The sequence below is a fragment of the Bacillota bacterium genome (genome assembly GCA_013178415.1).
In the GTDB taxonomy this organism is placed as follows: Bacteria; Bacillota; SHA-98; order Ch115; family Ch115; genus Ch115.
The window spans coordinates 189,297-203,616 of the sequence record JABLXA010000001.1; the positions used below are offsets into that span (position 1 = coordinate 189,297).

12 protein-coding genes are annotated in these 14,320 nt (G+C 51.5%); 9 read left to right on the forward strand and 3 right to left on the reverse strand.

Annotation, left to right across the window (positions count from 1 at the left end; genetic code table 11):
* Positions 1-134: 134 nt before the first annotated feature.
* The 3 genes from HPY52_00935 to HPY52_00945 all read right to left on the reverse strand — a co-directional run bounded on the left by HPY52_00935 (position 135) and on the right by HPY52_00945 (position 2,253).
* Complete coding sequence (locus tag HPY52_00935; protein NPV78829.1) at positions 135-1,514, reverse strand: ROK family transcriptional regulator; 1,380 nt, start codon at positions 1,512-1,514, stop codon at positions 135-137.
* A gap of 66 nt (positions 1,515-1,580) precedes the next feature.
* Positions 1,581-1,826 (reverse strand): hypothetical protein, encoded by a 246-nt coding sequence (locus HPY52_00940; GenBank protein ID NPV78830.1) that lies wholly within the window; start codon positions 1,824-1,826, stop codon positions 1,581-1,583.
* A complete protein-coding gene (locus HPY52_00945) occupies positions 1,816-2,253 on the reverse strand; it encodes an exoribonuclease R (protein NPV78831.1) in 438 nt (145 codons plus the stop codon). The genes HPY52_00940 and HPY52_00945 overlap by 11 nt, the downstream gene beginning before the upstream one ends.
* Positions 2,254-2,469: 216 nt before the next feature.
* Between HPY52_00945 and HPY52_00950 the strand changes: the two genes are divergently transcribed.
* From HPY52_00950 to metG, 9 genes are all read left to right on the forward strand, one after another.
* A complete protein-coding gene (locus tag HPY52_00950; protein NPV78832.1) occupies positions 2,470-3,420 on the forward strand; it encodes a glycyl-radical enzyme activating protein in 951 nt (316 codons plus the stop codon).
* A complete protein-coding gene (locus tag HPY52_00955) occupies positions 3,420-5,684 on the forward strand; it encodes a formate acetyltransferase (protein NPV78833.1) in 2,265 nt (754 codons plus the stop codon). Before HPY52_00950 ends, HPY52_00955 begins: the two co-directional genes overlap by 1 nt.
* Positions 5,685-5,963: 279 nt before the next feature.
* On the forward strand, positions 5,964-6,890 hold the full coding sequence (locus HPY52_00960; GenBank protein ID NPV78834.1) for a glycosidase: 927 nt from the start codon (positions 5,964-5,966) through the stop codon (positions 6,888-6,890).
* A 248-nt stretch (positions 6,891-7,138) separates the two neighbouring features.
* Positions 7,139-7,378: an AbrB/MazE/SpoVT family DNA-binding domain-containing protein gene (locus tag HPY52_00965; GenBank protein ID NPV78835.1), complete on the forward strand. Its 240-nt coding sequence runs from the start codon at positions 7,139-7,141 to the stop codon at positions 7,376-7,378.
* Positions 7,378-7,716: an endoribonuclease MazF gene (mazF, locus tag HPY52_00970; GenBank protein NPV78836.1), complete on the forward strand. Its 339-nt coding sequence runs from the start codon at positions 7,378-7,380 to the stop codon at positions 7,714-7,716. The genes HPY52_00965 and mazF overlap by 1 nt, the downstream gene beginning before the upstream one ends.
* A gap of 142 nt (positions 7,717-7,858) precedes the next feature.
* On the forward strand, positions 7,859-9,229 hold the full coding sequence (locus tag HPY52_00975) for an MFS transporter (protein NPV78837.1): 1,371 nt from the start codon (positions 7,859-7,861) through the stop codon (positions 9,227-9,229).
* A 164-nt stretch (positions 9,230-9,393) separates the two neighbouring features.
* Entirely contained in the window at positions 9,394-10,596 is a 1,203-nt protein-coding gene (locus tag HPY52_00980; GenBank protein NPV78838.1) for an alanine--glyoxylate aminotransferase family protein, read from the forward strand.
* A complete protein-coding gene (locus tag HPY52_00985) occupies positions 10,593-12,224 on the forward strand; it encodes a phosphoglycerate dehydrogenase (GenBank protein ID NPV78839.1) in 1,632 nt (543 codons plus the stop codon). The genes HPY52_00980 and HPY52_00985 overlap by 4 nt, the downstream gene beginning before the upstream one ends.
* An 18-nt stretch (positions 12,225-12,242) precedes the next feature.
* The gene (gene metG, locus HPY52_00990) at positions 12,243-14,252 is read left to right on the forward strand and encodes a methionine--tRNA ligase (GenBank protein NPV78840.1); all 2,010 of its coding nucleotides are present in this window, start codon (positions 12,243-12,245) and stop codon (positions 14,250-14,252) included.
* Positions 14,253-14,320 lie beyond the last annotated feature (68 nt).

Consider the following 14,320-nt stretch of genomic DNA (forward strand, 5'->3'; position numbering starts at 1 on the left):
TAGATTTTAATCTATAATTATTGTAAGTCAATGATTTCCGAATATTTTGGTTAAGGTAATCCTGCTGAGGATCTGGGGCAGAGGCAGAACTCCTTCGGGCATGCGTTCGTGAACTAACCTAGATACCCCCGAGGTTAGAAATTGCGGTTATAGCTGATAAATGCAGACTTGATCTGCGCTGCCTCCAGGTCAATATCTCCCGGCAGGATGAGTTTCGGCGAGTAAACAAGTTCCTTCAAGGCTAGCGCCCCTGCTCCGATCACGCCGATTTTGTCTCCGAATGCGCTGACCCTGATCTCTGGGGGCTCGCCGCCTCTAAGAGTCCTGGCTGTTATGATGTTCCTTATGGGCTTTAGGAGCAGGTCACCTGCGTTCATCACGCCGCCCGCGAGGATTATGAGCCTCGTGTCAATGATGCCCATAAGATTAGCTATAGCATTTCCGAGGTGGGTTCCTGCGTTCTCGAATATCTCGAGCGCCAGCCGGTCCCCCTCGTTGGCTGCTTTTGCCACTGTTTCTGCGGTGATATTGCTGAGATCGCCGCCTGCGAGGTTGCCTATCAATGACTTATTTCCTTTCTCGATCTCTTCGATGGCGAGTTCTGCAATGGCCCGGCCGGAGGCGACGGTCTCAAGGCACCCACTGCCGCCACAAAAGCATCGTCTACCTCCATCTACCACATGAGTATGTCCTAATTCTCCAGCCCTGCTGGTGCTGCCCGCGAAGATTTCCCCGTTCAGCATAAGGCCGCAGCCAATTCCGGTCCCCACGTATATCAGAGCAAGGTTGCTGAATCCCTGTCCTGCCCCAAATGTATGTTCCGCCAGGACCATTGCCCTAGCGTTTCTGTCAATCATTACCGGAATATCGGAGTCTTTGGCGAAGATATTCATCAAATTAACATTTTCCCATCCCAGGGTGGATGAATATTCTAGGATGCCGGTCTCTCGATGGATTATTCCCGGCAAAGATACTCCTATGCCGAGGGGAAGCTTGCCCCTTTCAGAGGCGTTAGTTCTGAGCGTTGCTATTAATTGCCGGACAAGGTCCGCCACTTGCGGCAGCTCGCGTGGGTCTTGAACCTCATGAACTATTTCCTCATCAATGCCTCCTTTTAGGTTTATGAAAGCTCCGGCAACACGATCCCGCGCAATGTCAATGGCTATAACGCCACCAAGTCCCTGGCGGATATCAAGCATGGTAGGTATTCGACCCGCGCCTCGCCTTTCTTCAGAAGCAACCTGAGGTACCTCATGAATCAATCCACATTCGATGAGTTCGGCGGTAAGTGTGCTCACAGCCGCGCGGCTCAGATGAGTTATGTCGGAGATCTGAACGCGTGAAATGGGGCCGCGTTTCAGGATTATCTCAAGGATCAAGGCGCGATTGCGTCGCTTGACCAAGAAGGTGCTATCCCCAAGGTATTTCTCCATTGATGAATTCGCCAGCCTTTCTATTATGTATGCGTATGTCGATCTGTGCGGAGCGGATGTCGCTCTTATGCGGACACCCACCGCGCATGCTCCTAATTAATTCATCATATAAATTTTATTCTTCATCAAAGATGCAATTCCTTTTGGTCAATATTTGAATTTGCCTCCCACCCCGAGCCAAAAAGATTCCTCATCAGGTAGCGCCAACTGTTTCTTCAGAATAAATTGCCAGAGGCTTGCCGGTATTTCCTTATGCAATGCAAAGCTTATTTTGGTCCGCAGGATACGTCCGTCAGGCAATACTTTTTCGAAATACCAGTGATCAGTCTGTTTCACTAACACCCAGCCAGTCTTTTCAATAAAGCGCTTCAGGTCGCGAAACCTAGGAGGCATTCTCCAACTCCAGGAGGTGTTCTATTTCCTTATCTGAATCGCACATGAGAATCCGCAATACATACGGGAAATGCTGGCGGCGGTTAGGCGAATTTAGGTACAGCTGGGCGTTATTTGCATAGCTTAAAGCATATTCCTTTAAATCGGCCACAAGCTGCGCAACTGCGGCTTCTAATGTCTCAGCGTTGGCCCATAATTCTAAGGCGTCTATGGTTAGGGTATAAGATTTATCGGATTCCCGGGTTATCTTGACCGGGAAGCGGTATGCTGACAGAATGATGTTTTGCTGCAAGTCCCGACGCAGCATCAATATATCCTCATGCTTTCTGCGTCGGACGACCACCGTTGGTTGGAGTAAGCTCCAGACATTATCAAAGATGGCGCTGAATCTCCCGCGGGCCTCTGTGAACCGTAGCTCCGGTAACATGCTCACTCCCCCTCACCTCCCAGTATATCAGGATATGTACAGTGTGAACAGAGTGCACAAGGGATATGCTGAGATTTTTTCTTTATGATAGGAATATCAGCCTTTATATAGAATTTGTCTCAGAGGGTTGCGGGCGGATCAGCAAAGATTCGATAGATGCCTCCATAAATAGAATATCTGGCTCAAAACCATGGGCAAACGGAGAATCAAACTAGCATGAATCAAGTATATGACGGCGTTCCTAACAACACAAAACCTTCGCCGACTGGGCGTATTTTCGATATTCAGCGGTTTTCTCTTCATGACGGGCCTGGTATCAGGACTACCGTGTTTTTTAAGGGCTGCCCTTTACGTTGCTTGTGGTGTCATAATCCGGAGTCGATCGATCCCAAGCCTGAGCTGGCCTTTTATGACAATAAGTGTATCGGGTGCGGGCGATGCGTAGCGGCGTGCCCAACAGGGGCTCTTAGGGATGATCCGGAAAAGGGAAGGGTCTATGACAGGGAGCTATGTCGCTCATGCTGGACGTGCGCAAGGAATTGTCCAAATCAGGCCCTTGTGGTGCAGGGCCGGGAATATACGGTTGAGGATGTCGTAAGAGAGGTGATTTCCGACCTTCCTTTCTATAAGACATCCGGTGGCGGGGTTACCCTCTCCGGTGGCGAACCTACCCTCCAGTTTGATTTTTGTCTTGCTCTGCTACAAGCCCTCGAGGAGAAAGGGCTCCATACCGCCCTCGATACCTCGGGTTTTGTGGCCTGGGAGAAACTCGCGCAGCTTCTCCCTTTTGTAAATCTTTTGCTATATGATCTCAAGCAAATGGATCCAGAAGAGCATCTCAGGCTGACTGGCGTTCCAAATGGCAGGATTATCGAGAACCTTCATAGAATCAACGAGTTTAATAAGCCTGTGGAGATAAGGGTCCCTATCATACCAGGTTACACCGACTCAGACGAGAATATATTAGCTATCGGCTGTCTTGTCAGGGAGTTTACGTGTGTCAAGAGGGTGAAGCTCCTGGCATATCATAAGCTTGGGATGAGCAAGCCATGGAAGTTCAATCAACGAAGGGGGCTGCCGGAGGTGGAGCCGCCAGGCAAACAGCGAATGGATGAATTGAGGGACCTCATGGCGAGTCTGATTGGCAGAGAGCGGGTGTACATGTAATGACTTATCAGGAGCGCATCGAGGCGCTTCGCGCCACGAAGTTGGAACAAACAAGGGAGAAACAGCAGGTTATCGGATCCATGGATCATGATGACTGGGGCCTTATACTTCCGCCTCCGGACAAAAGGGAAATCGTCCAGACTGTGAGCTCTTCCGGGATGCCCATTACCGATGTGCTGCTGAAGGATTTCAAGCCTGTGAGCAACCATCCCAGTGGAGGGTTTTTCGGGCCGAAAGCATGTGGCGAGAATTTCAGGAGGCTCCTGGAGGTGCACCCAACCTATATAGATCCTATAAGCTCGCTCCTGGGCGGCTATATGGTTAACTTCATGTCCTACCGCAAGCCTCATTGGAATCCAGATTTCGATTATTCGCATCTACGTGAAAATCAGAAGAAATATCAGCTTGTCAGCGGAATAGGCGCTACTCAGCACTTCTGTCAGGATATGGCCATCGGTTTTGAATTAGGTTGGGGAGGCCTTCTGGATAAGATTAGACATTATCGGAAGGTCAATGAGGCCCAATCTGCCGGGCCCTGCGATGGGTCTCAGCCTTCAGGGTCCTATGACGAATGTCGGTCCGCAGAGTTCTATGACGGGCTGGAAGATATAGTCCTCGGCGTGCAGAACTGGATCAAGCGCCATGTCGAAGAGGCGCGCCGTATGGCTGAAAAGGAAGAAAACCCGCAATTCAAAGAGAATCTGAACGCCATGGCAGATATGAATGAACGTCTCATAACAGATCCGCCCCGTACATTTAGGGAAGCGTGCCAGTGGACACTCTGGTATCTCATAATTGCGCGTATGTACAACGGCAGCGGTTCGCTTGGGCGGCTCGACGTGCTCCTTTACCCCTATTATAAGCGCGATATGGAGGCAGGCATACTCACAGATGAAGGGGCGATATTCCATATAGCATGCCTTTTGCTGAGGGATACGGCATACCTCCAGCTCGGAGGGTATGACGCAGCTGGCAACGATGCGACGAACCCGGTTTCGTTCCTGATATTGGAGGCTGCCCACCGGTTGCGGATTCCGGCCAATATCGGCGTATGTGTCGGAAACGGAGTAGATCCCGACCTCATGCGTAAAGGCGTGGAGATCCTCATCAATGATAAGACTGGGATTCCTAAGTTTTTGGGGACTGATCCTACCGTTGAGGGATTTGCAAAGAATGGCTACCCGATGGAGCTTGCCCGCGAGCGTGCTTATGCTGGTTGCCACTGGTATGGCATCCCGGGACGTGAATATACATTAATGGATTGCGTCAAGATCAACTTTGCCACGGTATTTGATGTGGCACTACGCGAGATGATGGCAGACGCCAGCGTCACCCCAAGCGTGGATGAATTGTGGGCGCGCTTCATCAAACACCTCGGGATTGCTGTGGATACCATAGCCAGAGGCCTTGACTTCCATCTTGAGCACATGCATGAAGTATTCCCCGAATTAGTACTTGATCTATGCTGTTACGGGCCTATTGAGAAAGGGCTTGACGCTTCTCATGGTGGGGTTGAATTCTATAACATGTGTCTGGATGGGGCGGCCCTCGCTACAGTAGCTGATTCCTTTGCTGCCATAGAACAGCGTGTTGAAAAAGAAAGGCTACTGACATGGCAAGAATTGATGCATTATCTGGATACTGACTGGGCGGGGCCTGATGGGGAGCAACTGAGGCTCATGATGAAGAATATCCCGCGATACGGAAGCGGCGGCTCCCGTGCTGATGAATATGCAGTGCGCATCTCACAGGCTTTTACCAGGCTTGTGAAAGAGAACTCCACCCCGGCCGGATACAATATGATCCCGGGTCTATTTTCCTGGGCAAACACCATTCCCATGGGCAAGAACCTGGGCGCCACGCCCAATGGACGACATGCCGGCGACCCGATTTCACACGGGGCCAACCCTGACCCCGGTTTCCGGAAGGATGGAGCTGCTACCGCCATGGCTGTGGCTATAGCGTCTGTACAGCCTGGGTATGGCAACGCAGCGCCTATGCAGATAGAGATAGATCCTGCGATTTCAAATGAGGAAGGAGCCGTCGATGTCGTATCTAGTCTCATAAAGACCCATTTTGATCTAGGCGGGACCATGGTGAATATAAACGTAATGGATGCAGAGAAGGTGCTGGAGGCGCATAAGGATCCTGGCAAATATTCTGACCTTGTTGTGCGGGTGACAGGCTTCAGCGCATACTTCAGCAGTCTGTCGCCAGAATTTCGCCAGTTGGTTGTGGATAGGATCATCGGCATGTCTGCATAGGGGCCTGCACTTGGACTTGTCTAGGTCGCCCCGAAGGTGCCAGTCTGATTTCTATTGCGCTATCTGGTCCATTGCCGGCCAGGATTCAGTTGCTACATGTGGAATGTGCGAAGATTTAAGTAATAATTTGCATATGCATTTCAGATGCATAGCTGGTAGAATGTTGTCAGGAGAACCAGATAGAATCTGTGAATGAACGGGTTCAAACTTGCTTACTCGGGTCCAGAATAAAGGCTGCATAATAGCCCCTTCTAAAGGGATAAGGGAGAGGGAGAGGCTGTGATTAAGCTGAGGAGAATCACCACAAGACCGATTTTGAGCCCCATTCAGGATCATGAATGGGAAGGGGCGGCAGTATTCAACTGCGCTGCTGTCTATGACCGGGGACTTTTTCACCTGTTATATCGTGGAATGAATCGTGATTACAGTGGTGTCGGCGGGAAGTTCATTTCTAGTATTGGATATGCGGTCAGCACAGATGGATTCAATTTCTTGAGGTTGGATCGTCCTGTCCTGGTCGGGGAGGGCGAGCAGGAAGGTTCGGGGGTTGAAGACCCACGCGTCACCAGACTCGGCGACACTTATTACATGTTCTACACAGCATATGGGGCAAGGTACGCGGATGACTACCGGATTTCCCTTGCTACCAGTCAGAACCTGATCTCATGGAAAAAGCACGGGATCATGTTGGACGAACCCAACAAGGATGCGGCGCTTCTGCCGGAAAAGATAGGTGGGCGCTATGTCATGTTTCATCGTAGGCCTCCAGCCATTTGGGTCGCGTATTCTGAGGATCTGAAGAATTGGACTGATCACCGGAAGATAATGGATATCCGTCCTGGCTGGGAATCCAGAAAGGTAGGTATCGCAGGGCCTCCAATGAAGAGGGATGATGGCTGGCTGCTATTTTACCATGCGGTGGACGAAAATTGGGTTTACCGCCTTGGAGTGGCGCTCTTGGATCTTGAGGATCCGACAAAGGTAATCGCCCGGCAGAATGAGCCGGTCCTAGAACCTGAATTGGCATGGGAGAAGGAGGGGCTTGTTCCTAATGTGGTCTTCAGCTGCGGACATGTTGATGTAGGAGACGAATATTATGTCTACTACGCCGGAGCAGATCATCACATCGGAGTAGCGGCGGTTGCCAAGAAGGATGTCAAGTTCGAGAGAGAAGCCGGCGAAGAGAGCCAGTTGATTGCAGTCTAGTTTAGGGCCTTGCCCGACGGTGGCGGGACGTTAATCGGAAAGGGTTGCGTGGGCAAGAATATGGGCACCTTCTATGGGGTGCCCTTCCATATTTCGCGACATTGATTCTTTCAGGTTATATATTGCATCCTGCCCGATTTGAATGTATACTCAAGGTAGATACATGTTTGCATGGTTTCCGTCCGGACAACATCAACAAGCATCGGCAGGTGATTGAGATTTAGCCGGACGGAAAGAGGTGTGGAGAAATGATCGTTAAGGTTCAAAGATGGGGGAATAGTCTGGCATTGCGCATCCCAAAGTCTTTCGCTTCGGAAGTCAATCTTGAACCGGGTTCCCGAGTCAACCTTTCTCTCAGAGGCCGAAGAATTGTGATCAGCCCCATATCCCAAGAATATTCTATGGAAGAACTTGTCTCACGCATAAATGAATCAAATGTACATAGGGAGATATCAACTGGTGACCCTATGGGGAAGGAATTGTGGTAATGCGCGGCACCTACATTCCTGACCGGGGCCATGTGGTATGGCTCACTTTTGATCCGCAAGCAGGGCATGAACAAGCTGGAAGGAGACCCGCTGTCGTCATATCCCCGCGCCCATATAATGAAGTGACCAGTCTTGGAATCTTTTGTCCGATCACATCGCAAGTAAAAGGATATCCATTTGAAGTCTTGATTCCAGAAGGGCTGACGGTAAGTGGCGTAATTCTATGTGATCAGATTAAAAGCCTGGACTGGCGGGTCAGAAATGCAACATATCTTTGTGAGTTGCCGGGGGCGACGGTTGCCGATGTCCTTGCGAAATTGAAGGCGCTGGTTTCTTGAAGATGGCCGCAATGGGGAGTTCAGGCGTCAATAGCAGTAATGTCGGGCTTGCCACCAGCATGCCAGAAGAATATAATCATCTTCAGTCGCGAGTCGCTGATGAGGGATTTGGTTACCCTCGCGACCGAAGGGGTCACAGGATTTGCACTTTAGGCGTCTAGATCTGGCGCGTCTTAGATTACGCCTCTCTTTCTCCAAAGCGCGGGATAGGAATAGGCCAAGAACCAGGCGGGCACTGCTGGAGGAAAACATCCGTTATAACATTTATAATGGAGTCGCCGCCCTGGTTTCGGTGAATTTGGTCATTCCCTTTCTCGGCATCTTCGGCCTGCGGGTTGGGGCCACAAACACGGAAATAGGCCTCATTACTTCTCTTCCGGCCATGATCAGCCTGGTTTCGGCCCTGCCGGCAGCGTTTTTAGTAGACAGGTGTTCAAACCACAAGCATTTCACTGTGGCATTGATCCTGCTTACGCGTTTCCTATATACGCCTCTCGCACTGATCCCTTTTTTCCCGTCAAGATGGCAACCTATACTGTTGCTGGCGGTGGTCACCATCATGACAATTCCGCAGGCATTCCTCAGCGTAGCGTGGCAGAGCATCATAGGATCCGCTATTCCTCCCGAGGTTAGGTCTGATGCCTTTGCTGAACGTAGCATCTGGATGACCCTCAGCGGCACGGTTTCAGTGCTCCTTGGGGGATGGATCATGGATCATATTGCCTATCCGGTCGGGTATCAGGTCGCCTTTGTCGCATCTTTCCTCGCTGGAATTGCCGAGGCATATTTCCTGAATCGTCTGGTCATCCCGCTGGATGGGCCTGATAGTTCACAGGAAAAAGGTGCGCAACAGAAGGCCAGTCGCGAGCATGACGGGAAACCGCAGCCAGCGCAGAAGCCCTGGGCCGGCGCTGCCAATGAATGGCGCAGGGTGCGGGGTGATCGTCCATATTTTTGGTTCCTCCTGGCAACCCTATATTTCCATTTCGCATGGATGGGAGCATGGCCGTTATTCACTATCTATCGTGTAGAATTCCTTCACGCCAACAATGTCTGGATGAGCCTGGCCACGGTGGCAAGCTCTATAGGCTCTGTTGTCACCTATCGTTGGTGGTCCAGGTTGAGCAAACGCAAAGGATACAGCACGGCGCTCATATGGAGTTCAGCCGGGATCGCCATGCTACCTGCGGCATGGATCTTCGTGAAGGATCTCTGGTTTGCTACCCTTATGGATTTCGTTGGCGGGGCGGCTACTGCCGGCATCGGGCTTGGTCTTTTAAACCGTCTCCTGGAGGTTGCATCCGATGATCATCGGGCTACAGATGTAGCATATTTTAACATGGCCGTCCAACTCGCGGCGACTACCGGGCCAATGCTGTGGACATTCGGTTATGAACGCCTGGGCTGGGGGGTTTCAATGGGCATAACAGCCATAGCAAGAGCCCTTTCTGTGGCAGGATACTGGCTCGCCGCGAACGCCGCATCCCACGAAGTCAGCGAGACCTCAGCATAGACATGGCGGATCATAGGACTCATTTCCGTTCGCATTTGCAGGTTTCTTCATGAGCGGGCTTCTTCCTCCAGAGGGTTTCTTCCTCAGTTGACATTCGCCACTGGGACTGTTAAATTATATACAATTATTATAGTCACATCTCATCTCACCAGGGGGAATCTACCATGTCTGCTGGACAAGTTCATGATCTATTTGTAGGCTCTATGAATTTCGAGGAGAAATTCGACCTTTTCATTCCCGGTCCCACACCTATTCCGCCTCGAGTGGTCAGGGCCATGTCAAGACCGATTATAAACCACCGCGGCTCGGAATTTCATAAGGTATTCAAGAATATCACTGAGAAGGCGAAGGAACTTCTCAAAACCAGTGGCGATGCTATTATACTGACCTCGTCCGGGACCGGCGGCATGGAGGCTGCCGCAAGTAACCTCTTATCCCCTGGTGATCATGTGCTGGTTGGTGTAGCAGGCGCTTTTGGAGAGCGTTATGCCAAGATCCTGGAGGCCTATCATGTAAATGTGACCAGAATACGTTCCAGCGAACCGGGGAAGGCCGTGGATCCTGCTCACTTTGAGGAAGAATTGAAACGTGATCCTAAAATCAAGGCAGTCTTTGTGACCCAGAATGAGACTTCTACAGGCGTAAGGACGGATGTCAGGTCTATAGCCAGGATAGCCAAGGAACACGGAGCCCTGGTCATCGTAGACGCGATAAGTTCTTTTGCGGCCATGGAACTCTCCATGGATGACTGGGGCGTGGACGTAGTCATTGCGGCATCACAGAAGGCTCTTATGACGCCTCCGGGACTCGCTGTTGTTGGTGTAAGCAAGGATGCCTGGAAAGCGATGGAGAGCGCAACGCTGCCGCGATTCTATTTTGACCTTCGCCTTGCCAAGCGGTCGGCTGAAAAATGGGAGACACCAGCTACACCGGCTGTCTCGCTGTTATTCGGCCTCGATGAAGCTCTGAGCATCATCTTCGAACAAGGGCCTGAGAATTTCATCAAGCATCATGAGGTTCTTTCTCAGATGGCCAGGAGCGGGGTAGCGGCGCTTGGTTTTCCGCTTCTAGCCCAGGATGATTGTGCGTCTACCACGGTAACGGCCGTAAAGGGGCTCGAGGGAATGAGCGCAGATGAATTCAGGCGACAGGTGCGGAAATATGAGGTGGTATTAGCTGGAGGGCAGGGAGAGCTTTCGGGCAAGATCTTCAGACTTGCGCACCTCGGGTACATAAGTCAAATGGATATTATAAAGGCCATATCCGCAATTGAGCTTGCGTTGGCGGACATGGGGCATCCGGTCAAATTCGGGTCAGGGGTTGCAGCCGCCATGAGTGCCATGCGTGGGAAGCAGGTGGGAGAATGAAGATACTGATTGCTGATTCAATTGCAGAGCAGGGGATAGATACCCTCCGTTCATTTCCAGAGTTTGAGATAGATTTCCTGCCTAGAATCACTCCCGAGGAACTTCTTGAAAAAATTGGAGATTATGAGGCTCTCATCGTCCGCAGCAGGACAAAGGTCACGGAGGATGTAATTGCTCGCGCGGCCCGGCTCAAGGTGATAGGGCGTGCCGGCGTTGGGGTAGATAATGTTGATGTGGATAGTGCCACCAGGCGAGGTATCATTGTCCTCAATGCTCCCGAGGGCAACACAATGTCCACTGCCGAGCATACCTGGGCCATGATTCTGGCTCTTGCGCGCAATGTGCCTCAGGCCTGCGCTTCACTAAAGGCTGGCAATTGGGAGCGCAACCGTTTCACTGGCGTTGAACTTTATGGGAAGATCCTGGGCATAATAGGACTGGGAAGAATCGGCACGGAAGTCGCTCGTAGAGCCCATTCGATGCATATGAAAGTCATCGCATACGACCCGTTCCTTTCCAAGGAAAGGGCGTCGCAGTTGGGCACGGAGCTTTCGGAATTTGATGAGGTTATATCCTCCGCTGATTTCATCACCGTACATTGCCCGCTTACCCAGGAAACGAAGGGCATTGTCGGTCAAAAAGAATTCAAGAAGATGAAAGATGGAGTCCGGATAATCAACTGTGCCCGTGGTGGCATTGTGGATGAGAAGGCCCTTTATGATGCCATTGTCTCGGGGAAAGTGGCAGGGGCGGCATTGGATGTGTTTGAGCAGGAGCCCCCTACGGGAAATCCTCTTATCGCGCTTGATAACGTGATCGTGACACCACATCTTGGCGCATCTACAGAAGAAGCGCAGATCAATGTGGCTGTAGATGTAGCGGAGCAGGTGGCACATGTCCTGCTTGGCCAGCCATACAAAAATGCCGTGAACGCGCCGAGGATCTCTGCAGAAACCTTGGCTGCTGTAGGGCCATTTCTACCCCTTGCGGAAAGCCTGGGGAAATTGCTTGCCGGGCTATGCGGAGCGGGTATAAGAAAGGTCAGGCTCACATATGGCGGCGACCTTGCTGATGTGGACACAAGCATGATCATGGCCTCATTCCTCAGGGGGCTCTTGAGCAAGGTCATGACAGAAGAGGTCAACATCATAAATTCGAGGATTCTGGCGCTCGGACGAGGTATCGGGATTTCTGAGTCGAAGGAGGTCAACTCCTTTGATTTCGCGAGCGTGGTAATAGCAGAGGTGGATAGCGACAAGGGTACTCATCGCGCCGCAGGGACTTTGTTTGGGAAGCGCGATCCTCGGATTGTGGAGATAGATGGGTACCGGGCTGACGCCCCCTGTGAAGGGCATGTATTGATAATTCCACATGTAGATAAGCCTGGAGTCGTGGGGCCGGTGGGCATGGTGCTTGGCAGGTATGGCGTCAATATCGGCTCGATGCATGTTGCCCGTAAGACTGCTGGTGGTACGGCATTGATGCTGCTTGGTGTCGACGTCATTCCTGGCTACTTCGATGGCAAGGGGACTCGGCTTGAAGAGATCCTGGCGGACATACTCAAGGTTGATGGTGTGCAAGATGTCAAGCTGGTGGACCTCTCCCATCAGGTTAGTCAGCTAATATAAGAGGGGGCGACCTCGAAAGTGCAGCATGAAAAAGAGACTGGTGAAGGGCAAGGCAGGAAGTTTTACCTGACCACTGCCATAGATTATGTGAATGCGGAGCCGCATTTGGGGCACGCGTATGAGAAGATTGCCGCAGATGTGATCGCAAGGTTTAAAAGGCTTTGCGGATATGATACTTTTTTTCTGACCGGCACAGATGAACATAGCCTCAATGTGGCTCGAAAGGCTGAATCAGAGGGCCTTACGCCTAAAGAATTCTGTGATCGGATCGTTGCATCCTTCAAGAGGGCGTGGGATATTTTGAATGTGCGGCCTGACAGATTCATCCGGACAACCGATCCGGATCATGTAAAGACCGTGCAGGATATCGTCAGGCGTGCCAATGAGCGCGGTTATATCTACGAAGGGACCTATTCAGGCTGGTATTGCGTTTCCTGCGAGGCGTTTTTGAGAGAGGATGATCTGGTGGAGGGACATTGTCCACTTCATCCCAGCAAGAGAGTTGAATGGGTTGAGGAAAAAAATTACTTCTTCGCCCTTTCGAGATTTCAGGATCGCCTTATAGACCACATCGAGAAACACCCAGAGTTCATTCAGCCTGAAACGCGGAAGAATGAGATATTGAACCGCCTCAAGGACGGCTTGCAGGATGTCAGCATATCCCGTTCTACCATGGCCTGGGGAGTCCCGATGCCACTTGACCCCCAGCAGGTTGTCTATGTCTGGTTTGATGCCCTGATCAATTATGTGACTGGCGCCGGTTATATGGAAGGGCCGGAGAAATTCAATAAATGGTGGCCCGCTGACCTGCACTTGATTGGGAAGGATATAACATGGTTCCATTGCGTCATCTGGCCTGCCACATTGATGGCATGTGACCTCCCGCTGCCGAAAACTGTCTTTGGCCATGGCTTCGTAAATATCAAGGGCATCAAAATGAGCAAGAGCGAGGGGACCGTGGTAGATCCCATCGCCTTGGCGCAAAAGTATGGAGCTGACCCACTGCGATTTTATTTGATGCGGGAGATTCCGTTCGGCCGCGATGGGGATTTCTCGGTGGAGGGGCTCATAAATTGCTACAATTCCGATCTTGCTAATGACCTTGGCAATCTGCTAAATCGTGCCGTGGCCATGACGGAGAGATTTCTTGGAGGCGTGGTGCCGCAGCCTATTAAGGATTTCAGCGCCATGCCGGCGCGTGATCGGGAATTCATATCCGAGTCAATTGAGGCCATCAAGAGGGCGCGGGAAAAGATGGAGGGACTCAGCTTTTCCGAAGCCATTGAGCAAATCTGGACGGTGGTCACAGGCGGGAACAAGTATGTTGATGAGAGGGCGCCGTGGTCGCTTGCAAAGAATGAAGAGACTCGGGACCAGCTGAACACAGTTATGTATAACGTGCTGGAATCCTTGCGGATTGCCGCCATCACATTGAGTCCATTCATGCCTGAATCGTGCGGCCGGGTCTGGAATCAACTCGGCCTCGATGGAAGACCGGAATCAGCCGGGTGGAATCAGGCAGAGACCTGGGGCATTATGAAGCCCGGAAGCAAGATAAGGAGGGGATCACCAATATTCCCACGTATTGAATCCATGGAAGATACGCCGGGAGGAACGGCGGAGGCGGGCGCTGATCATGCGTCTAAAGTTGAGCGCGAGTCTGGAGAAGGAGAAGCGAAGACGCAGCCAGTGGTGCCAGAAGGGATAATTACCATCGATGATTTTGCCAAAGTCCATTTAAGGGTAGCAAAGGTGATGGATGCTGCCAAAGTCGCCGGAGCAGACAAACTTCTCAGGCTTGAGGTGGACCTTGGGGATGAAAGGCGTCAGATCGTGGCCGGCATAGCTCAGCAATATTCCCCGGATGACCTTAAGGGCAAGCTAATTGTAGTAGTGGCCAACCTGAAGCCAGCGAAGCTCAGGGGACTCATTTCCCAGGGTATGCTTCTTGCGGCAACCAGCGCCGAAGGCAAGATCTCAGTTCTGACTGTTGACCGCGAGGTTGAGGCGGGATCGAAGATTCGATGAGACGCCTGATCGGTAGGTACGTGAGAGGTGCACACGCCAAGGAACCCTTCGTGGGCGAGGCAGATGCC

Excerpts from the sequence above, each read along its gene's own strand:
- HPY52_00940 (NPV78830.1), bottom strand. The coding sequence starts at position 1,826 with ATGCCTCCTAGGTTTCGCGACCTGAAGCGCTTTATTGAAAAGACTGGC.
- HPY52_00945 (NPV78831.1), bottom strand. The coding sequence starts at position 2,253 with ATGTTACCGGAGCTACGGTTCACAGAGGCCCGCGGGAGATTCAGCGCC.
- HPY52_00950 (NPV78832.1), top strand. The coding sequence starts at position 2,470 with ATGAATCAAGTATATGACGGCGTTCCTAACAACACAAAACCTTCGCCG.
- HPY52_00955 (NPV78833.1), top strand. The coding sequence starts at position 3,420 with ATGACTTATCAGGAGCGCATCGAGGCGCTTCGCGCCACGAAGTTGGAA.
- HPY52_00965 (NPV78835.1), top strand. The coding sequence starts at position 7,139 with ATGATCGTTAAGGTTCAAAGATGGGGGAATAGTCTGGCATTGCGCATC.
- mazF (NPV78836.1), top strand. The coding sequence starts at position 7,378 with ATGCGCGGCACCTACATTCCTGACCGGGGCCATGTGGTATGGCTCACT.
- HPY52_00980 (NPV78838.1), top strand. The coding sequence starts at position 9,394 with ATGTCTGCTGGACAAGTTCATGATCTATTTGTAGGCTCTATGAATTTC.
- HPY52_00985 (NPV78839.1), top strand. The coding sequence starts at position 10,593 with ATGAAGATACTGATTGCTGATTCAATTGCAGAGCAGGGGATAGATACC.